Origin of the sequence: Saccharomonospora amisosensis, from assembly GCF_011761185.1 — a bacterium.
Lineage (GTDB): Bacteria > Actinomycetota > Actinomycetes > Mycobacteriales > Pseudonocardiaceae > Saccharomonospora_A > Saccharomonospora_A amisosensis.
The window spans coordinates 1853477-1872579 of the sequence record NZ_JAAOYM010000001.1 but is presented as its reverse complement, the minus strand read 5'-3'; the positions used below and the strand labels follow the sequence as shown (position 1 = coordinate 1872579).

The following is a 19103-nucleotide window of genomic DNA, read 5'->3' as shown; positions in this document are numbered from 1 at the left end:
AACAATCGGGTTCGACCGCGAGGGAAACGTTAGATATATTCCTGCCGTGCGTCAATACAGCTTCGACTATTTATGTGATCGACACCTCTTGCGTAGGGGGCTGCCGGAGTGAGCGGGCCACGAGAAGGCGAGGGCGTGCGCAGGAACCGCCGCCCGCAGCAGTTGCTGCTGTCCTTCCTCGGTTCGCTGGTGCTCGACAGCGACTGCCCTCCGCTCAGCACGCGCGTGTTCCTGCACGTGCTCGGCGACCTCGGCGTCGCGGAGGCGGCCGCCCGCGCCACGCTCGCGCGCATGACCCGCAAGGGACTACTGGAACGCACTCAGGAAGGCCGCACGGCCAGGTTCGACCTCACCCCCGCCGCCGAAAGGTTGCTCCGGCAGGCCAAGGAACGGGTCGACTCACCGCGACCGTTCACTCACGCCGACGGGGAGTGGACACTGCTGAGCTACTCCATGCCGGAAAGCAGGCGCGACCTGCGCCACCAGATCCGTGCGCGGCTGGCGTGGGCAGGGTTCGGAGGCCTGCGCGACGGGCTGTGGATCGCGCCCGGCAGGGTGGACATCGCGAAGGTGTTCGCCGGGGAGCAGTTCGCGGAGGTGACCGGTGTCGCCGACGCGTTCCTGGCCGCCCCGATGAGCGGCACCGACGTCGGTGCGCTGCTGCGCAAGGCATGGGACATCGACATGATCCGCGCCGAGCACGAGTCGTTCATCGCCGCGTGGAAACCCGACCGTGGCAGGAAGGGTCGCTGGATTCCCCGGTTGACGCTGCTGGGCGCCGACTGGCTGCAACTGCTGCGTACCGACCCGGGATTGCCAGCCTCTCACCTACCCGCCGACTGGCCCGCTCCTGACTCGGCCGAGTTGTACCGGGAACGTTTCGACGAACTGGAACCGCACGCCTCGGCATGGCTTCGGAAGCTGCTGCACTCCGACGCCGGTCGCCGCTGAGGCCCCTCGCCCGCTACGGCGTCCAGCCGGTGTCGTCGGCCCACCGCCCCGCTCGCTCGAACGCGGCGCCGATCCAGCCCTGCTTCGCGGCCGCGTAGTGCTCGGTCGTGCCGTCGGCGGCGTGTTTGTCCGCCAGTGCCCGCTTCACCTCGACATAGTCGTCGCGTTCTTCGGGGTTGGCGCTCAACCAGTCGCGAAACAGCAGCGCCAGCCGCCATGCGGGGTTGGTCGTGGCGCGTACGTGCAGGTTCACCGCCCTGCCCGGGTCGGCTCCGACATGCACCCGCTTCTCCCACAGGCCGGGCTCTCCGTGCGGCTCGTCGAACCACTGCCCGCCCATGGGCGGAAACCCGGCTTCGGCGAGCGCGTCGGTAAGCGCGTCAGCATCGTCCAGTGTGGACACCGTCAGTTGGAGGTCGAGCACGTCCTTGGCGAGCAGCCCCGGCACGGCGGTGGAACCGACGTGGTCGACCCGAAGCGCCCGCTCTCCCACCGCGAGCCTGATCCGGGCCAGCGCCCGCTCGGCCTGCCTCGGCCAGCTGGGGTCGGGCTCCACCAGCACCGGCGATGCGGGCCCGCGCGGCCTGCGCGACCGCAGGTTCGCCTCGAACGGAACGAGCCGGTCCGCCCACAACGCGTCCACCTCGGCCAGTACGACCTCGCGCGGGCCACCGTTGTCCAGCCATACGTCTGCGACCGCGCGCCGCTGCTCGGTGCCCGCCTGTGCCGCGATCCGGGCGCGGGCGTCGTCCTCGGCCATGCCCCTCGACTCCACGAGGCGGCGAACCCGCACGTCTTCGTCGGCGTCCACGACGATCACCAGGTGGTAGGCGGGCGCGAGATTGCCCTCGACGAGCAGCGGGACGTCGTGCACCACGATTGCATCCGGTGCCGCGGCGGCCATGAGTTCGGCGGTACGGGCCCCGATGCGCGGGTGCACGATCGAGTTGAGCCGCAGCCGCGAGTCCTCGTCGGCGAAGGCCTTGGCGGCCAGCGCCTGCCGATCCAGCGCGCCCTCGGAGGTAAGGATGTCCGGACCGAAGGCTGCGACCAACTCGGCCAGCCCTTCCGTACCCGGCTCGACCACCTCCCTGGCGATCCGGTCGGCGTCGATGAGCACGGCGCCGTGCTCGGCCAGCCGTGCGGCGACTGTCGACTTGCCCGCGCCTATCCCGCCGGTCAGACCCACTCGCAGCATGCCAGCATTGAACCAGCCCCCAATGCCACCACCGAGACCGCCCGCGAGTCCCCCACTCCCGCCCGCGAGTCCTGCACTCCCGCCCGCGAGTTCCGCGCTCGACCGGATCCGGGCGCCGACGAAAACGGCGGTGGCCCCGGTTCACCGAAGAACCGGGGCCACCGCCGTCAGTCGATGCTCAGTAGCGGACCGAGTGACGCTCACGCACCGCCGGAGAGCTTCTCCCGCAGAGCCGCGAGCTGCTCGTCGCTGGCGAGCGTCCCACCGCTGGCCCGCTGCTCCTGTTCGGGCTGCGCGGAGCTGTAGTTCTGCTCACCGCCCGCGTTGCCACCCTCGGCAGCCGCGGCCGCGTTGGCCTGCGCGGCCTCGGCGACCTGACGCATGTGCTGCTCGTAGCGAGCGTGCGCCTCGGCGTACTGCTTCTCCCACTCCTCACGCTGCTTCTCGTAGCCTTCCTGCCACTCCTGCGTGTCGGGGTCGAAGCCCTCGGGGTAGATGTAGTTGCCCTGCTCGTCGTACTCGGCCGCCATGCCGTACTGAGTCGGGTCGAAGTCCGAGTCGGAGGTGAAGCCCTCGTTGGCCTGCTTCAGTGACAGCGAGATCCGGCGCCGTTCCAGGTCGATGTCGATGACCTTGACCATGACCTCGGTACCGACCTGCACGACCTGCTCGGGGATCTCCACGTGACGCTCGGCCAGCTCGGAGATGTGCACGAGGCCCTCGATGCCCTCCTCGACACGGACGAACGCGCCGAACGGGACGAGCTTGGTGACCTTGCCCGGCACGATCTGCCCGATCGCGTGGGTGCGGGCGAACTGCCGCCACGGGTCTTCCTGGGTGGCCTTCAGCGACAGCGAAACGCGCTCGCGGTCCATGTCGACGTCCAGCACCTCGACGGTGACCTCCTGGCCCACCTCGACGACCTCGCTGGGGTGGTCGATGTGCTTCCAGGACAGCTCGGACACGTGCACCAGACCGTCGACACCGCCGAGATCGACGAACGCACCGAAGTTGACGATGGACGACACGACACCCTTGCGGACCTGGCCCTTGGCGAGCGCGTTGAGGAACTCGCTGCGCACCTCGGACTGGGTCTGCTCCAGGTAGGCCCGGCGGGACAGCACCACGTTGTTGCGGTTCTTGTCCAACTCGATGATCTTGGCCTCGAGTTCGCGGCCGACGTAGGGCTGCAGGTCGCGCACGCGGCGCATCTCCACCAGCGACGCGGGTAGGAAGCCGCGCAGACCGATGTCCAGGATGAGGCCGCCCTTGACGACCTCGATGACGGTTCCGCTGACCGGCTCGTCCTTGTCCTTGAGCTCCTCGATGGTGCCCCAGGCGCGCTCGTACTGCGCGCGCTTCTTCGACAGGATCAGGCGGCCTTCCTTGTCCTCCTTCTGCAGAACAAGGGCCTCCACCGCGTCACCGACGGCGACAACCTCTGCCGGGTCGACATCGTGCTTGATGGACAGCTCGCGGGAGGGGATGACACCCTCTGTCTTGTAGCCGATGTCGAGCAGCACTTCGTCGCGATCGACCTTGACGATGGTGCCTTCGACGATGTCGCCATCGTTGAAGTATTTGATTGTCTTGTCGATAGCTGCGAGGAAGTCTTCCTCCGTCCCGATGTCGTTCACGGCGACCTGCTGCGCCTGTGGGGAGGACGTCGGGGCGGTGGTGGTGTCGATGGTCATTAGGTGGGTTGCTCCGGTAGCGGCTGGGGTCTCGTAGGCTTTGCGGTTTGCGTAGCGCGTCGTGGGCAGAACGGCGATCGCTGTGCAATCGTTCGATCAAGAACGGCCGCGAGCATCACCAGTGCGCGACCCCGGAGTCCCAGCATGCGTTCCGCTGGGTCGAAGGCAGCGCGAACCCACTGCGCTTACAGCTATCCTACGCGGTCACACCGCGGCCACACAATGAGGGGCCACGCGGGGGCGTCAGGCAACCGAGAAGGAGAATACCGTCGTGTCCGATCCCGTACCAGGCTCCCGGCACGCGGACGCCGAGAGCCTGCTCGGCACCGCGCGGGTGAGCCACCGGCCGGTCGGATCGGCGGAGGCCACCGCGGCGAATCGAGCCTGGTGGGACGCCGATGCCGAGGCCTACCTCGCCGAGCACGAGGACTTCCTCGGGCAGGTCGACTTCGTGTGGTGTCCAGAGGGACTGCGCGAAGCGGAAGCCGGACTGCTCGGCGAAGTCACCGGCAAGGACGTGCTCGAGATCGGCTGCGGGTCCGCTCCCTGCGCCCGCTGGCTGGTCGAGCGGGGCGCGCGGGTGGTCGCCTTCGACCTGTCCTCCGCCATGCTGCGCCACGCCGCCGAGGCGAACGGGCGCACTGGTCTACGCCCCGCGTTGCTGCAGGCCAGCGCCGAGCGATTGCCGCTGGGCTCGTCCCGCTTCGACGCCGCCTGCTCGGCATTCGGCGCGGTGCCCTTCGTCGCCGACCTCGACGCGGTGTTCGCCGAGGTCGCACGCGTGCTACGGCCGGGAGGGCGTTGGGTGTTCGCGGTGACCCACCCGATCCGGTGGATCTTTCCCGACGATCCGGGCCCGTTGGGGCTCACCGCCGCCCAGCCGTACTTCGACCGCACGCCCTACGTCGAGGTGAACGAGTCCGGCGATGCCACCTACGTCGAGTACCACCGCACACTTGGTGACTACGTGCGTGCACTGAACCTTGCCGGGCTGCGGCTGGTCGACCTGGTGGAGCCGGAATGGCCCGAGGGACACACCAGAGTGTGGGGCCAGTGGAGCCCGCTGCGGGGACGACTGTTCCCCGGCACCGCCGTCTTCAGCACCGTGCTGGGCCCGTGACCGGGTTCGCCGCGCGCCGCACCGACCCGGCAGGTGAACACGGTAGCCGCACCAGGGCCTGCTCGGCGCGAGCGCACTCGGGTGGCCGTCAGTACCGGTGCGCGGGTCTGCGCCCGCCAACCTGATGCAGCGACGACGGCTTGCCGAGCAGTGCCCGTTCGACCGCGGCGAGCACCGCGTCGATCACTTCCCGGCTGCCCAGTGCGCGGGCGGTGTCGCGCTCGGACACCTCGCCGAACAGCACCTGCTGGGTGGGGTGGTCGCCGAGCAGCGGCTCCGGCTCCGCGATGCCGTGCGCCAACTCTGCGAGTGGCCGCACCTCGACCACCGGCGCGCCCGGAGCGAGCATCGGTTCCACGGCGGTGAGCACCGAGCGGCGATACGACTCGTGCAACCAGCTCACCAGCAGTTCGGCGGGGCCGGTGAGCGCTGCCCGCACGGTGGCGGCCAGTTCCACCGGCCGATCCCAGTCCGCCCGTGTCCAGATCGCCTTTCCCGTGGTTTCGGTTTCGGTGACGGGAATCGGGTGATAGCGGCGACACGGAAGCACGACCCGCCACCCTTGAGCGACGAGTCGTGCGGCCGGTTCGCTGAGCATGCCGGACCCCGCCATGAGCAACGCGTTGCGGTCCGCCATGCCCGCTGGTTACCCAGTCGGGTGGTTTGTCATTCCTAGGCGGTGGCCTGCCTGGTGACCGGATTCATCCAGCCGCCACAACGCTGTGGCCACGGCGAGGACTGGCACACGCGGTCCAGCAGACGCTGGCAGTCGTCGGTGCAGAACTCGCCCCACCGCACCGTGGTGAAGCCACCGGAAGCGGCGCGGTCACCGCACAGGGTGAGCACCGCCTGGCCGAGATCGTGCTGGGTACACGCGGCCGGGGCGGCGGGCGCCTCGACCGGGCGGGGCAGTTCGATGCAGCTGGTGTCCACTTCCGAGAACAGCGGCTGCTCGAGTGCCTCCAGGTCCACGCAGTCACGCTGGGCCTGCGCCGCAGCTGGCTGTTCCGCGGTGCCCGCCGCCGAGCTCATGGCGGTGAGCGCGAAGATCGCGGCCAGCACGGCCGCGACGAGAACCCCGATCCTCCACACCTTCTTCATGAATTCCTCCGTTCCGAGACAGCGGTTGTCGGCGTTGTCGGCGTTGTTCCGCAATGCCTGGGTGTCGGTACCGGAGTTGTTTGCCCGGCGTACGGGCACCGAAGCCGCGGTGCTCGTATCGAGTGATCGCTGGTTCGGGCAACCAGCGCGGCAGGGTGAGGATCGGGTGGGTGCCTAGTGCGCGGCGTCGTTCCACGACCGGCCGAAACCGACCGAGACCTCCAGTGGAACGGCCAGCTCGCAGGCCGCGCCCATTTCCTTGCGCACCAGCGTCTCGACGTCGGCGTGCTCGTTGTCGGCGACCTCGAGCACCAGTTCGTCGTGGACCTGCAGCAGCATCCGGCTGCGCAACCCGGACTCGCCCAGCGCGCGGTGCACCCCGAGCATCGCGACCTTGATGATGTCGGCGGCGCTGCCCTGGATCGGCGCGTTGAGCGCCATTCGCTCCGCCATCTCGCGGCGCTGCCGGTTGTCGCTGGTGAGGTCCGGCAGGTACCGGCGGCGACCGAAGATCGTTTCCGTGTACCCGACCTTGGCGGCCTTGTCCACCACGGTGTGGAGGTAGTCGCGCACCCCGCCGAACCTGGCGAAGTACTCGTCCATCAGCCCGCGTGCCTCCTCGGTGGAGATCCGCAACTGCTGGGACAACCCGTAGGCGGAAAGGCCGTAGGCGAGCCCGTAGTTCATCGCCTTGATCTTGGCGCGCTGCTCACCCGTCACATCGGCGGGTTCGACGCCGAACACTCGTGCCGCCGTGGCGGCGTGGAAGTCGAATCCGGACTGGAAGGACTCGATCAGCGCGGTGTCGGCCGACAGGTGCGCCATGATCCGCATCTCGATCTGGCTGTAGTCGGCGGTCATCAGCTCCGAGTAGCCGGGGCCGACCACGAACGCCTCCCTGATCCGGCGACCCTCGTCGGTCCTGATCGGGATGTTCTGCAAGTTGGGGTCGACCGACGACAGCCGCCCGGTAGCGGCGATGGTCTGGTGCAGCGTGGTGTGGATACGGCCGTCGTCGGCGATCGACTTGATCAGACCCTCCACCGTGCTGCGTAGCCTGGTGGCGTCGCGGTGTTCCAGCAGGTGCCGCAGGAACGGGTGCTCGGTCTTCTCGTACAGGGTTTGCAGCGCGTCGGCGTCGGTGGTGTAGCCGGTCTTGGTCCGCTTGGTCTTCGGCATGCCCAGCTCGTCGAACAACACCACCTGCAGCTGTTTGGGCGAGCCCAGGTTGATCTGCTTGCCGATCACCTGGTACGCCTGCTCGGTCGCCTGCTTGACGCGGGCCGCGTAGTGGGCTTCCAGCGTGGTCAGCGCGTCGGCGTCCACCGCGATGCCCGCCGCCTCGAGTTCGGTGATGACCTCGAGCAGCGGCAGCTCGATCTCCTCGAGCAGCTTCACCGCGCCGATCTTGCCCAGTTCGTCCGACAGCGTCGCCGCCAGTTCCGCCACCGCCCTGGCCCGCACCAGCTCGCCGTGCACGAGTTGGGTGTCGGCATCGTCGGTGTCGAGCAGGGACAACTGGCCGCCGTCACCGGAGCCTTCGGATCGCAGCTCGCGGCGCAGGTAGCGCAGCACCAGATCCTCCAGCTCGAACGACCGCTGTCCAGGGCGCACCAGGTAGGCGGCCAGCTCGGTGTCCATCACCAACCCCGCCAGAGTCCAGCCCCTGGCCAGCACGGCGTGCAACGGCACCTTGAGCGCGTGGCCGACCTTGCGAACGGTCCCGTCGGCCAGCCATGCCACCAGTGCCTTCTCGTCGCGTTCGTCCAATCCGGATACGTCGACGTAGGCGCCGTCGCCGTCGGGCGCGGCCAGCGCCAGCGACAGCAGGTCGGAGTTCACCGACGCGCCCGTGGTCCGCAACGACAATCCCACCGTGCCGCCCGCACGGGCGTGCCGGTCAAGCCAGTCGCCGAGCGTGCCCGGTTCGAGCGCGCCACCGGAGACCTCGAAACCCTCGTCGGCCTCCGGTTCTGCGCTGGACAGCGTAGCGAACAGCCGGTCGCGCAACACCCGGAACTCCAGCTCGTCGAACAGCCGGTGCACCGCGTCGCGGTCCCACGGTCGCACCGCGAGGTCGCCCGGCGCCGGGTCCAGCGGCACGTCCCTCACCAACTCGGTGAGCTGGCGGTTCAGCAGTACCCCGTCGAGGTGGGCCCGCAGCGCGTCGCCGACCTTGCCCTTGACCTCGTCGACCCGGTCGATCAGCTCACCGAGGCTGCCGAACTGCTTGATCCACTTGGCCGCGGTCTTCTCCCCCACGCCGGGTATGCCCGGCAGGTTGTCGGAAGGGTCGCCGCGCAGTGCGGCGAAATCTGGATACTGCGACGGCGAGAGGCCGTACTTCTCCAGCACCGCGTCGGGGTCGAACCGCACCAGGTCCGAGACGCCCTTGCGCGGGTACAGCACCGTGACCGAGTCGTTGACCAGCTGCAGGGTGTCGCGGTCCCCGGTACAGATGAGCACCTCGTAATCCGGGGACGCCTGCGTGGTCAGCGTGGCGATGATGTCGTCGGCCTCGAAGCCTTCCTTCTCCAGCACCGGGATCGCCAGCGCCGCCAGGATCTCCTTGATCAGCTCGACCTGGCCCTTGAAGTCGTCCGGGGTCGTCAGCCGGTTGGCCTTGTAGTCCGCGAAGGCCTCGGATCGAAACGTCTTGCGTGAGACGTCGAAGGCCACGGCCACGTGTGTGGGACTCTCGTCTCGCAGCAGGTTGATCAGCATCGAGGTGAACCCGAACACCGCGTTGGTCACCTGCCCGGTGGAGGTGCGGAAGCGGTCGGCAGGCACCGCGAAGAAGGCCCGGTACGCCATCGAGTGCCCGTCGATGAGCAGCAGCCGGGATGTGTCGTTGGCTACGGAGGTGTTCTGCTGGGGGCTCACGAACGTGAGTCTAGGGTGAGGGTCGGACAGTCCCGCCTGTCACGTCGAACAAGGAGCAGTGGGTGACCGAGCACGTGTCCGAAGAGCAGATCCGCGAGCAGCTCGCGGGGATCAACCCCGAGGTCGCGGAGCAGCAACTCAACGACAAAGTGGGGCTCACCTTCGTCGAACTGAGTGCCGAGCGGGTGGTCGGCACGATGCCCGTCGCGGGCAACCTTCAGCCGTACGGGTTACTGCACGGCGGCGCGAACGCGGTGCTGGCCGAGGCCCTCGGTTCGACAGTCGCCGCGCTGAACGCGGGCGCGGGCCGCGCCACCATGGGGCTGGAACTGTCCTGCACCCACCACCGTGCCGCGGTGAAGGGCCTCGTCACCGGGGTTGCCACTCCGCTGCACGTAGGGCGCGGCACCATCACCGCCGATATCGTCATCACCGACGAGTCCGGCAGGCGTACCTGCACCGCCCGGCTTACCTGCATCGTGCGGGACAAGCCGCCGACCGGCTAGCGCGGGGGCCGGTTCGCCATCGTGGACCTCGACCTGGCACAGGTGCGCGCGTTCGCCGTCGCGGCCGAGTTGACGAGCTTCACCGGCGCCGCGCGGCGGCTGCACCTGAGCCAGCAGGCAATGTCCAAACGAATCGGAAGGCTGGAGAACGCCCTCGGGGTGGCGCTGTTCGTACGCACCAACCGCGCGGTCGAACTCACCGACGAGGGAAGGCGCTTCCTGCCCCACGCACGTGACCTGCTGGAACGTGCCGACGCCGCGGTGGCCGCACTGTCCGATACCGACGCACCCGTACGACTCGACCTGCTCGACAACCGGCTCTCGCCGATGTTCCTGCTGCGCAGGATGGCCGAGCGGGACGGTCAACTTCGGGTCACCCGTGGCTGGCGGGGCGGCCTCGGCAACGCGATCGAGCCGCTGCTGCGCGGCGATGTGGACGCCGCTTTCGGCCGGGTGCACGACCTGGACCGGGAACTGCCCTCGGAGTTGACCCACCGGCTGGTGCGGCTGGAGCCGCTGGTCGCGCTGCTCGCGCCCGAGCACCCGCTGGCGCGGCACGACGAGTTGACCATGGCCGACCTGCGGGAGGAGGGCATCTGGCTGCCGTCGCTGGCAGGCCCGCCCGAGTGGCTGGGCTTCCTGCATCGCATGAGCGAGCACTTCGGTGTCCCGCTGGACCAATCCGGAATCAGCTACGACCTGCGGCACACCCTCGAGCAGACCCGCTACGGCAAGCTCAGGGTGACCCTGGCCGGTGCCGACATGGAGTTGTCGCCCGACCTCAACCTGCGGCTGCTGCCGTTTCGGCCCGTACCGCTGTTCCCGTGGTCGATCGTGTGGCGCAAGGGCAGGCCCCGCCCGGCGCTGGCCAGGCTGTTGGAACTGGCCGAACGAACGAGCCGGGCCGAGGGATGGCGCGAGCACGACCCGGCCCGCTGCTGGCTACCTGACGTCATCCAAGACGCGCGCGGAACCATTCGGTGACCTCGGCGTCCACGAGCGCCGCATGCTCGGTCTGCGGGGCCTGTTCGATGCCCGGCTCCTCGGCCAGCGCGTGCTCCATTCCCGGGATCACCACCAGCCGTGCGCGCTCACCCAGCGCGTCGCGCAGCGCCGAGGCGGGTTCGCGAAACGCGATGTCGTCGCGCTCGCCGACCACGAGCAGCACGTGCCCGGTCAACTCCTCGGCTCTGCGCACGAAGTCGTATCGCCGCGCGACCGCGCGCGACCGCTCGCTCCAGTGATAGGTCACTCCGTAGTTGCGCTCGTTCGCCGCTACCGCGGGCGCCAGCTGTGTCACCGGACTGACCAGCGCGGCGGCGTCGACCGGCACGTCCTGGCGAGCCATGACCTCCAGCGCCACCGTCGCGCCCGCCGAACCACCGAGCACACCGACCGGGGTGTCCGCCGCCGAGAGCCGCTGCCGCAGTTCGGCGACCACGGCCGGGAACTCCGCCGCTGCTTGCTCGGTGACGGGTTCGGCCACATTGAGCACGTAGTCCTGCGCCGCGAGTCTGAAGAACTCCTCCTCCCCAGCCGCGGGTGCGCGTTCCCCGGACATCGGCAACCCGAGATACACCCGCCAGGCGGCCAGGCCCGCCATGGGAAGCGCGGCCGACATGGCTTGCTCGCTGCGAGGCGGGGACATCAGGTGCCATGCCACGACCAGTGGCGCGGCAGTCCTGTCGTCGGCGGGCGGCAGTGCCACGAACGGCACACCCGCGGCCGTTCCTCGCATCGGTCCACGGTCAGGCATTTCAGGTCCTTTCGTCGTCGCCGGGCTGTCATCCCCAAGCAGACCCGCTGGCCGTGGCGGTGTCCAACAGCTATGACGGCGGCGGTCACACCCGACAGTTGTGACTGGTGTTCGCCCCGCGGCTTCGACATGTCGCAGTCGGCCGATAGCCTTGCGTGATGGCGAGCGAGGACACCATGGTCGCAGGCGAGTTCCGGCGCTGGGCGCGAGCCGCGGGCCGCGAGCCGGGCGCCGCCGAAACGGTGCTGGAGCTGCTGTCGACCGAGTTCGGGGTCATCGACCCTCGCGAGCTCGAGGAAGGTGACCTTGCCGACCTACTGCTCGACATCTGCCCGGACGAGGTCGAACCCGAGCGGATACCCGATGTGCTGCTGGCGGTGTACGGGTTGCTGGACTTCGCGGTCGACACCGGCAGGCTTACCAGTGAGCAGGCGCTGGGGCTGCGCGGCGAGGTGGACGAGGTGGCCCCCACGGTGCTGACCGCGGGCGCGGACGACGCCGAACTGTTCAGTCTGGACGACGAGCTGACCGAGGCGGAGCTTGCCGAACTGGACGGCGTGGAGGACGAACTCGACCTGCGGGAGGTGTTCGGGCTGCCCGACCGGCTGCCACCGCTGCGGCTGCCGCCGGAGCCCGAGCTCGCGCGTGCGGCGCGGTGCAGTCCGCTGCTCGACCGTGCCCGCCGGTTCGCCGCCTGGGTCGGTGACGGCAGGGAGTTGTCCGGCGACGGGGACCTGACCGCCGACGACGCCGCCGCGGTCGCGGGCGAACTCGGGGTGGACCGTGCCGAGCTGGCCCAGTTGTGGGACCTCGGTGAGGAAATCGGGTTCCTCGAGGTCGGGGTCGATATGGTGGCCGCCACCGAGGAGGTCGACGGCTGGGTCGAGACCGACGACGATGACGCGCTGCGGTTGTGGCAGTTCGCGCTGGCCTCGCTGCTCGGCCGCAGCCTGCTGACCGACCAGGAACGGGCCGACGACAGCAGGCTGGAGTTCTCTGCCGCCGGGCTTTCCTTCATGGCCTTGTTCCTCGCGCGCGAGGCGGGAATTCCCTTGGCAGGGCTGAGCGAGCTGGTCCGTGAGGCGGCGGTGGCCGACCTGCCGCCGACCGAGGCCGATGGGGTGTGGCAGGAGTGGGTGCGCGACCACGGCGACCCCGCGGCGGTGCTGTACGGGCGGCTGGCCGAACTCGGCGCTGTCGAGATCGACGGTGAGGACGACGGTGAGCTCGTGCGGCTGACACCGCTGGGGCTGCACGCCATGTGGGAGCAGGTGTCGCAGTCCGGTGTCGAGGTGCCGTTGCTGCCTCCAGCATCGGAGATGACGGCGGCCGACGTGGTGTCGGTGGGAGCGGAAGGCAGTGAGGAACTGCTGGAAGCGGAATGGGAGCCGTGGCTGGCCTCGCGCGAGCCACGAGCCGCGGCCCTCGAGCTGCTGGAGGTCGCTTCGGCCGCGACACGACCGTCGACCCGGGTCGCTGCGACGGCGCTGGCCGCGCGCCTTGGCGAAGCGGCGCTCGACGGCTGGCGCGCGGCGCTCGTCGACCCCACGCTACGGCCCTACTCCAAGCAGGAACTGGCAGAGCTGGTCGGGGCCGCCCCGGAACTGGAGTTGCAGCCGGACGACGTCGCGTGGCTGCTCGCCGACTCGCTCACCGGTGTCGACGAGGCCTATCGGCCAGAGGAGTTGGCCGAGTACCTTGCCGAATCCGTGCCGCCGGACGCCGAGGAGGTCTTCGAGCGGCTGTGGCGGCTGGAGCATCCCGGCGTGCACGAGACGTTGACGCTCATCGGCCGCCACCACCCGGACAAGAAGGTGGCCAAGGCCGCGAGGAAGGCGGCGTTCAAGGTGGTCGATCGCTGAACCGCCGGACCGGGACCTACTTGCCGATGTTGTCGATCACGGCCTCGGCAACCGCCTTCATCGTGGTCCTGCGGTCCATGGCGGCGCGCTGGATCCAGCGGAACGCGTCGGGCTCGGTCAGGCCCTGATTGGTCATCAGCAGGCCTTTGGCGCGGTCGATGAGCTTGCGGGTCTCCAGGCGGTCGGTGAGGCCGGCGACCTCGGACTCCAGCGCCTGCAACTCGGCGAACCGGCTCACCGCGAGCTCGATGGCGGGCACCAGGTCGCGCTTGGCGAACGGCTTCACCAGGTAAGCCATGGTCCCTGCCTCGCGGGCGCGCTCGATGAGGTCACGCTGGCTGAAGGCGGTAAGGATCACGACGGGGGCGATGCGGTCGCCGGTGATCTTGGCCGCGGCCTCGATCCCGTCGAGCTTGGGCATCTTGACGTCGAGAATGACGAGGTCGGGCTTGAGGTCACCCGCGAGCTTGATGGCTTCCTCACCGTCACCGGCCTCGCCGACCACCTCGTAGCCCTCCTCGCGAAGCATCTCCACGAGATCGAGCCGGATCAGGGCCTCGTCCTCTGCGACGAGTACGCGACGCTGCGGTTCGGTGACGACACCGTTGGCCTCGGTAGCCGTTTCGGTCACCGGGGTCCTCCTGAAGGCGATTCGGCGGGTTGGGGACGCGGCATGCCGCTACCGAGAGGCTACCGGTAAACGCGGCATCGTAGAGGATGGCGTTCGCCACGTAAGGTAAGCACACAGAAACCCAGCCGGGCAGCCCGCCCGCGACGCCCCGAATGTTAGAGGCTGGTGCACGCCGAGTAAAGTGTCGATCTACGGCCCCCGTAGCCCAATCGGCAGAGGCAGCGGACTCAAAATCCGTCCAGTGTGCGTTCGAGTCGCACCGGGGGCACCCTCCCACACCACGCAGAAACGGCCCCGCACCAGGAACAACACGGTGAGGGGCCGATCTTGTGGTGTCTCGCTGTGGCCGTCGTCGCCCGGTGTCTGTGGACCATGTGTGGACCGGCCCTCGCCTGACTGGAGACCGAGGGCTCGGCCGATCCGGTCGCGAGCGGCGTCCTCTTGGCCCGCGATGACCTTGGCGAAGATCTGGTGCAGGACGGCAACCGAGTGCGCTGACCGAGGCCGGGTACGCCTCGGTGCTCGGCAAGCGTCCTCGACCGCACGCGTACCAGCGGCGACCGCAACGGCCAACTCGAAGCCGTGCTCGGGCTCGGCCTCACCCGCCAAGCCACCGGCGACCACCTCGATGCACTCACCCATCACGAACAGGCCACCGCCCTGGACCAACCCACGGACCTGGCCCGCGCACACGCCGCGATCGCCGCCACACACCGCACCCTCGACCGCCCCGAAGAAGCACTCCACCACTGGCGACTCGCCCTGACCATCCTCACCGACCACGACATCAGTCAGATCGAGGAGATCAACACCGCCGACGTCCGCGCCCACCTCGCTGCCCCCGACCACTCGTCTCCGACAGCCACTCGGAAGGCTCGCTGGCCGCTCGCGTAGCCGGTGCTTCATGCCAGGCCAGCGGCGCGGGCGCACATGCGTCAGCCGGGAGCGCGGGTTCGCTACGACCACCGGCCGCCGCGTTGCCCACGGTCCCCCACCCCGCGTACGTGAGCTGCGGTGCACGGGCCGGCGGACGTGGGGTTGGATCGGCGCAAACCCCGCACCGGTGGCCGGCCACGACTCCTCGCCTTCAGCCGGCAGGGCTCACCGCGGACTGGGCACGGTAGAGCCGTGTGTAGGCACCGTCGGCGGCGAGCAGCTCATGATGATCACCTTGCTCGACGATGCGACCGTCGTGCATAACGAGGATGACGTCGGCATCGCTGATGGTGGAAAGGCGGTGGGCGATCACGAAGCTTGTGCGGCCGCGACGCAGGGCGGTCATGCCCTGCTGGACGAGCATTTCGGTGCGGGTGTCCACCGAGCTTGTCGCTTCGTCGAGTACGAGGATCGCGGGATCGATGAGAAATGCGCGGGCGATCGTGATCAGCTGGCGCTCGCCGGCTGACAGGCTGTCACCTTCGTCGTCGATCACCGTGTCGTAACCGTCGGGCATGGTGCGAATCAGATGGTCCGCGTGCACGGCGCTCGCGGCCGCGACGATCTCCTCGCGGCTAGCGCCCGGCCGCCCGTAGGCGATGTTGTCGGCGATGGTGCCGCCGCAAAGCCACGTGTCCTGCAGCACCATCCCGATGCGTGTCCGGAGATCGTCGCGGGACATGGCGGTGATGTCCACGCCGTCGACGGTGATGGTCCCGGCGTCAAGTTCGTAGAACCGCAACAGCAGGTTCACCAGCGTAGTCTTGCCTGCCCCGGTGGGGCCGACGATCGCGACCGTCCGTCCTGGACGCACGCTCAAGGACAGGTTCTCGATCAGCGGGGTGTCCTTGCGGTAGCGAAAGGACACCCCGCTGAACTCCACCGCACCGGTGACGGTGGCGGGCCGCTGCGAGCGAACCGGATCCGGCCGTTGCGGCTCGGCATCGTGCAGGTCGAAGACCCGTTCGGCGGAGGCGAACGCGGACTGGATCTGGCCTGCCAGCGAGGCGATTGTCGTGATCGGCTGATTGAGTTGCATGACGTACTGGATGAACGCCTGCATGTCCCCGATGGACAGCGAACTGGTGGCAACTCGCAGCCCACCAACGACAGCTACGAGTACGTAGTTGAGATTTCCGAGGAAGGTCATGGCGGGCGCGATGAGCCCGGAGTAGAACTGCGCCCTGATGCTGGTCGCGCGTAGGTCGTCGTTGTGGGCGTTGAAGGTGGTCTTGGCTTGTGGCCACCGGCCGAACGCGGTGACAAGCGAGTGTCCGGAATAGACCTCTTCGAGGTGACCGTTCAACGCTCCGGTTGCCGCCCACTGCCGCGCGAACTGAGGCCGGCTGCGTCGCGCGATGGCCCGGGTCGTCCACAGGACCACCGGGAGCGTCGCCACCGCGATCGCGGCCAGCAGCCACGAGATCCGCAGCATCATCACCAGCGACCCGACGAACAGGAACAACGAGGACAGCAGGCGGTTGGCCAGCTGCTGGACGGTTTGTGCGAGGTTGTCGATGTCGTTGGTGGCCCGCGACAGTATGTCACCGCGGGGCCTGGTATCGAAGTAGCTCAGCGGAAGTCGCGCGAGAATCGTGTCGGTACGTTCACGGAGCCGGAAAGCCAAGCGCTGCACCACTGTGGCGATCAGCCGCCCCTGCGTCACCGTGCACAGCCAGGACAGCGCGGCCAGCGCTCCGGTGAACACCAGAAGCGTCGCCACCGCACCAAAGTCGACCTTCCCGCGACGGATTCCGGTGATGACCGTATCCGTAGCGGCACCGAGCAGTGCCGGCGTGGTGACCATCGCGCCCATGCCGACCACGGCGAGCGCCACGATCAGTCCTAGCCGGACCCGGTCCGGACGCATCTGGCGTACCAACCGCGACGCGGTCCGGGACACGCTGGCCGGCCGATCGAGGGTCGGCTGAGGGGACGTCATGCGATGGCCTCCCTGGCGGCGAGTTGCGATCGGACGATCTGGGCGTAGGTGCCGCTGCTGGTGAGCAGTTCCTCGTGTGTGCCTACGGCTTCGATCCGGCCGGCATCGAGCACCACGATGCGTTCGGCATTACGGATGGTGGACACCCGTTGGGCCACGACCACCCTGCTGGCGTCGCCGACCTCACGGTCCAGAGCGGCACGCAACGCCGCGTCGGTAGCGTTGTCGAGCGCGGCGAACGCGTCGTCGAACAGGTAGATCCGCGGCCTGGCGAGCAGCACCCTGGCAATCGCCAGGCGCTGCCGTTGGCCGCCGGAGACCGTGCTGCCGCCCTGGCCGACCCTCGTACCGAGCCCCTGGGGCATGGCGCGCACGAATTCGGCGGCCTGCGCGACATCCAGCGCGTGCCACAACTCGTCGTCACTCGCGCCGGGGTCGCCGTAACGGAGATTGTCCGCGATCGTCCCGGAGAACAAGTAAGCCCGCTGCGAAACCAGGCCGACCGTAGCCGTCAAGGTGCGGCGATCCATCCTCCGGACATCAACTCCATCGACAGTCACCGCGCCACTGTCTACGTCCAGCAACCGGGCGGCCAGATTGATCAGCGTGGTCTTGCCGCTACCGGTAAGCCCGATGATCGCTGTGGTCTGGCCGGGCCGGGCGATCAGGTCAACGCCACGCACGACGGGCTCCTCAGCCCCGGGGTAGCCGAACGTGACCTCCGCGAGGTCCAGGTTGCCACGTAGCGCGGCCGGCGAGACCGGCACTGTGGGCTCGGCCAGGCTCGGGCCGGTGCCGAGCACCTCATCGATCCGCCCGGCGCTGACCTTCGCGCGCGGCACCATCATGAACACACTCATGCCCATCATGACGGCGCCCAGGATCAGGCTCAGGTAGTTCAGGAACGCGATCAGCGACCCGACCCGCAGCCCACCATCGACGATGCGGGGACCGCCGACCGCCACCACGGCGACGGCGGCGAGGTTGGCGATGAGCATCGACGTAGCGCCGAAGTACGCCTGCAGCCGCCCCATCCGGATACCGACCTCCATCAGATCGGTGCTGGCGGCCGCGAACCGGCGCTGCTCGTGGACGTCGCGCACGAACGCCCGGATCACCCTGATACCGATGATCTGCTCACGCATCACCCGGTTGACGGCGTCGAGGTAGCCCTGCATGATCCGCGACAGCGGAACAATCCGGCGGATCAACAACCCGATCACCGCCACCGCGACCGGGATCGCGACGACGACAACTACGGACAGCGGCACGTCCTGCTGCGCGGCCAGCGCGATCCCACCCGCCGCCATGAACGGGGCGGGCAGCAGCATGGCCAGCGTCGTGAACACCAGCAGCTGCACCTGCTGCACGTCGTTGGTGGAGCGGGTCAGCAGCGATGCCGCGCCGAAGTGGTGCACCTCCCGGACGGAGAAGGTCTCCGCCTTGGCGAACAGTGCCGCGCGTAGATCACCGCCCAGCCCCATCGCCACCCGCGCTCCCAGATACGTCGCGCCCGCTGCACACGCCACCTGCGCCAGGGTCGCGGCAAGCATCAGACCGCCGCGGCCGAGCACGTGGCCGATGTCGCCGGTGACCACACCGTGGTCGACGATGTCGGCATTGAGCGTTGGCAGATACAGCATGCCCAACGCCTGCACCAGCTGGAGAGCGGCCGTGCCAATGATGGTCACGTGGTGAGGGCGCAGCCTCGAACGAAGCCAGGGCAGGAGGGCTAACGACGGCGCGGAGCCGCTCGGCGAACTCATACGAGCGAACGTAGCAGGGTTTTATACTGGGTGTAAATTTTCTCTTGATATATTTTTCTACCTGGTAGGCTTCGCCCATGGTTGAGCAGCGGGGCCTGCGCGAGCGCAAGAAGGTCACCACCCGCCGCCTGCTGGCGACCGTCGCGCTCGACCTGTTCGAGGAGCGTGGCTTCGACAACGTGCAGGTCGCGGAGATCGCCGCGGCCGCGCAGGTCTCCAAGAAGACGGTCTTCAACTACTTCGAAGTCAAGGAAGATCTGGTCCTGGGGTCAGGCAAACACCACATCACCGAGCCCGCCACGGTCGTCCGCGAACGGCCACCAGGGCAAACACCACATGCTGCGATTCGCGAGTACCTGCTCACGGCACTGGCCGAGCGCCAACCCATGACCGGGCTGACCGATCATCCCGACATCCCACGTATCCAACGGCTCGTGCGGACTACCCCGGCTCTGGCGGTACGGCAGATGCAGTACCGGGAGCAAAGCCGGCAACTCCTCGCCACCGCGCTGGTGGAGGAAGGCGCATCCGCACTTTCCGCCGAGCTCATGGCGACCCAGATCCTCGGCGCCCAGCAGGTGGTGATCGCCGAGATCGGACGGCGGGTCAGTGCGGGCGAGAAACCCGACGACGTGTACCCCGACGCCGTGACCGTGACCAGGCACGCCTTCCGCTGGCTGGAGCGCGGCCTCGGAGACACGCTGCGCCGCCCGGCATCGTCGGGCGACTGACGAGACACGAGCAGTCGCAAGCTTCG

Annotated in this window: 17 protein-coding genes and 1 tRNA gene; 9 read left to right on the top strand and 9 right to left on the bottom strand. The window is 68.7% G+C overall.

Translation table 11 applies throughout. The features are described 5' to 3' along the window. Positions 1-108 precede the first annotated feature (108 nt). The gene (locus FHU38_RS09080; protein ID WP_167168894.1) at positions 109-951 is read left to right on the top strand and encodes a PaaX family transcriptional regulator; all 843 of its coding nucleotides are present in this window, start codon (positions 109-111) and stop codon (positions 949-951) included. Positions 952-964: 13 nt separating this feature from the next. Here the strand turns inward: FHU38_RS09080 and coaE are convergent, their stop codons facing one another. Then, on the bottom strand, positions 965-2149 hold the full coding sequence (coaE, locus tag FHU38_RS09075) for a dephospho-CoA kinase (protein ID WP_167168891.1): 1185 nt from the start codon (positions 2147-2149) through the stop codon (positions 965-967). A gap of 200 nt (positions 2150-2349) precedes the next feature. Next, on the bottom strand, positions 2350-3843 hold the full coding sequence (gene rpsA, locus FHU38_RS09070; RefSeq protein WP_167168888.1) for a 30S ribosomal protein S1: 1494 nt from the start codon (positions 3841-3843) through the stop codon (positions 2350-2352). 271 nt (positions 3844-4114) lie between these two features. On the opposite strand from rpsA, the gene FHU38_RS09065 reads away from it, so the two are divergent. Continuing rightward, positions 4115-4963, top strand: coding sequence for a class I SAM-dependent methyltransferase (locus FHU38_RS09065; RefSeq protein WP_167168886.1), 849 nt, complete (start codon positions 4115-4117; stop codon positions 4961-4963). Between the two features lie 88 nt (positions 4964-5051). Here the strand turns inward: FHU38_RS09065 and FHU38_RS09060 are convergent, their stop codons facing one another. Both FHU38_RS09060 and FHU38_RS09055 read right to left on the bottom strand, forming a co-directional pair. Continuing rightward, entirely contained in the window at positions 5052-5600 is a 549-nt protein-coding gene (locus FHU38_RS09060; RefSeq protein ID WP_243852218.1) for a hypothetical protein, read from the bottom strand. 35 nt (positions 5601-5635) lie between these two features. Further along, a complete protein-coding gene (locus FHU38_RS09055) occupies positions 5636-6064 on the bottom strand; it encodes a hypothetical protein (protein WP_167168883.1) in 429 nt (142 codons plus the stop codon). Between FHU38_RS09055 and FHU38_RS09050 the strand changes: the two genes are divergently transcribed. Continuing rightward, entirely contained in the window at positions 6063-6242 is a 180-nt protein-coding gene (locus FHU38_RS09050; RefSeq protein WP_167168880.1) for a hypothetical protein, read from the top strand. The genes FHU38_RS09055 and FHU38_RS09050 overlap by 2 nt on opposite strands. On the opposite strand, the gene polA is transcribed toward FHU38_RS09050, so the two are convergent. Then, on the bottom strand, positions 6239-8947 hold the full coding sequence (polA, locus tag FHU38_RS09045) for a DNA polymerase I (protein ID WP_167168877.1): 2709 nt from the start codon (positions 8945-8947) through the stop codon (positions 6239-6241). The two genes, FHU38_RS09050 and polA, sit on opposite strands and share 4 nt — an antisense overlap. A gap of 62 nt (positions 8948-9009) precedes the next feature. Here polA and FHU38_RS09040 point away from each other — a divergent pair, with 62 nt between their 5' ends. Continuing rightward, positions 9010-9453: a PaaI family thioesterase gene (locus tag FHU38_RS09040; RefSeq protein ID WP_167168875.1), complete on the top strand. Its 444-nt coding sequence runs from the start codon at positions 9010-9012 to the stop codon at positions 9451-9453. Between the two features lie 21 nt (positions 9454-9474). Further along, complete coding sequence (locus tag FHU38_RS09035) at positions 9475-10437, top strand: LysR family transcriptional regulator (RefSeq protein WP_167168872.1); 963 nt, start codon at positions 9475-9477, stop codon at positions 10435-10437. Here FHU38_RS09035 and FHU38_RS09030 read toward each other — a convergent pair. Continuing rightward, the gene (locus tag FHU38_RS09030; protein ID WP_167168869.1) at positions 10406-11209 is read right to left on the bottom strand and encodes an alpha/beta hydrolase family protein; all 804 of its coding nucleotides are present in this window, start codon (positions 11207-11209) and stop codon (positions 10406-10408) included. The two genes, FHU38_RS09035 and FHU38_RS09030, sit on opposite strands and share 32 nt — an antisense overlap. A gap of 158 nt (positions 11210-11367) precedes the next feature. Here FHU38_RS09030 and FHU38_RS09025 point away from each other — a divergent pair, with 158 nt between their 5' ends. Next, positions 11368-13071, top strand: a complete 1704-nt coding sequence (locus tag FHU38_RS09025; RefSeq protein ID WP_167168866.1) for a hypothetical protein — start codon at positions 11368-11370, stop codon at positions 13069-13071. Positions 13072-13087: 16 nt separating this feature from the next. Here the strand turns inward: FHU38_RS09025 and FHU38_RS09020 are convergent, their stop codons facing one another. Next, the gene (locus FHU38_RS09020) at positions 13088-13702 is read right to left on the bottom strand and encodes an ANTAR domain-containing response regulator (protein WP_167168863.1); all 615 of its coding nucleotides are present in this window, start codon (positions 13700-13702) and stop codon (positions 13088-13090) included. A gap of 194 nt (positions 13703-13896) precedes the next feature. Between FHU38_RS09020 and FHU38_RS09015 the strand changes: the two genes are divergently transcribed. Next, positions 13897-13970, top strand: a tRNA-Leu gene (locus tag FHU38_RS09015). Between the two features lie 314 nt (positions 13971-14284). Then, positions 14285-14596 (top strand): hypothetical protein, encoded by a 312-nt coding sequence (locus tag FHU38_RS09005; RefSeq protein ID WP_167168860.1) that lies wholly within the window; start codon positions 14285-14287, stop codon positions 14594-14596. 193 nt (positions 14597-14789) lie between these two features. On the opposite strand, the gene FHU38_RS09000 is transcribed toward FHU38_RS09005, so the two are convergent. Next, the gene (locus FHU38_RS09000; protein WP_167168856.1) at positions 14790-16580 is read right to left on the bottom strand and encodes an ABC transporter ATP-binding protein; all 1791 of its coding nucleotides are present in this window, start codon (positions 16578-16580) and stop codon (positions 14790-14792) included. Then, positions 16577-18346 carry an ABC transporter ATP-binding protein gene (locus FHU38_RS08995; protein WP_167168852.1) on the bottom strand — a complete coding sequence of 590 codons (1770 nt, stop codon included), beginning with the start codon at positions 18344-18346 and terminating at the stop codon, positions 16577-16579. The genes FHU38_RS09000 and FHU38_RS08995 overlap by 4 nt, the downstream gene beginning before the upstream one ends. A gap of 77 nt (positions 18347-18423) precedes the next feature. On the opposite strand from FHU38_RS08995, the gene FHU38_RS08990 reads away from it, so the two are divergent. Beyond that, on the top strand, positions 18424-19077 hold the full coding sequence (locus FHU38_RS08990; protein ID WP_167168849.1) for a TetR/AcrR family transcriptional regulator: 654 nt from the start codon (positions 18424-18426) through the stop codon (positions 19075-19077). The last annotated feature ends 26 nt before the right edge of the window (positions 19078-19103 follow it).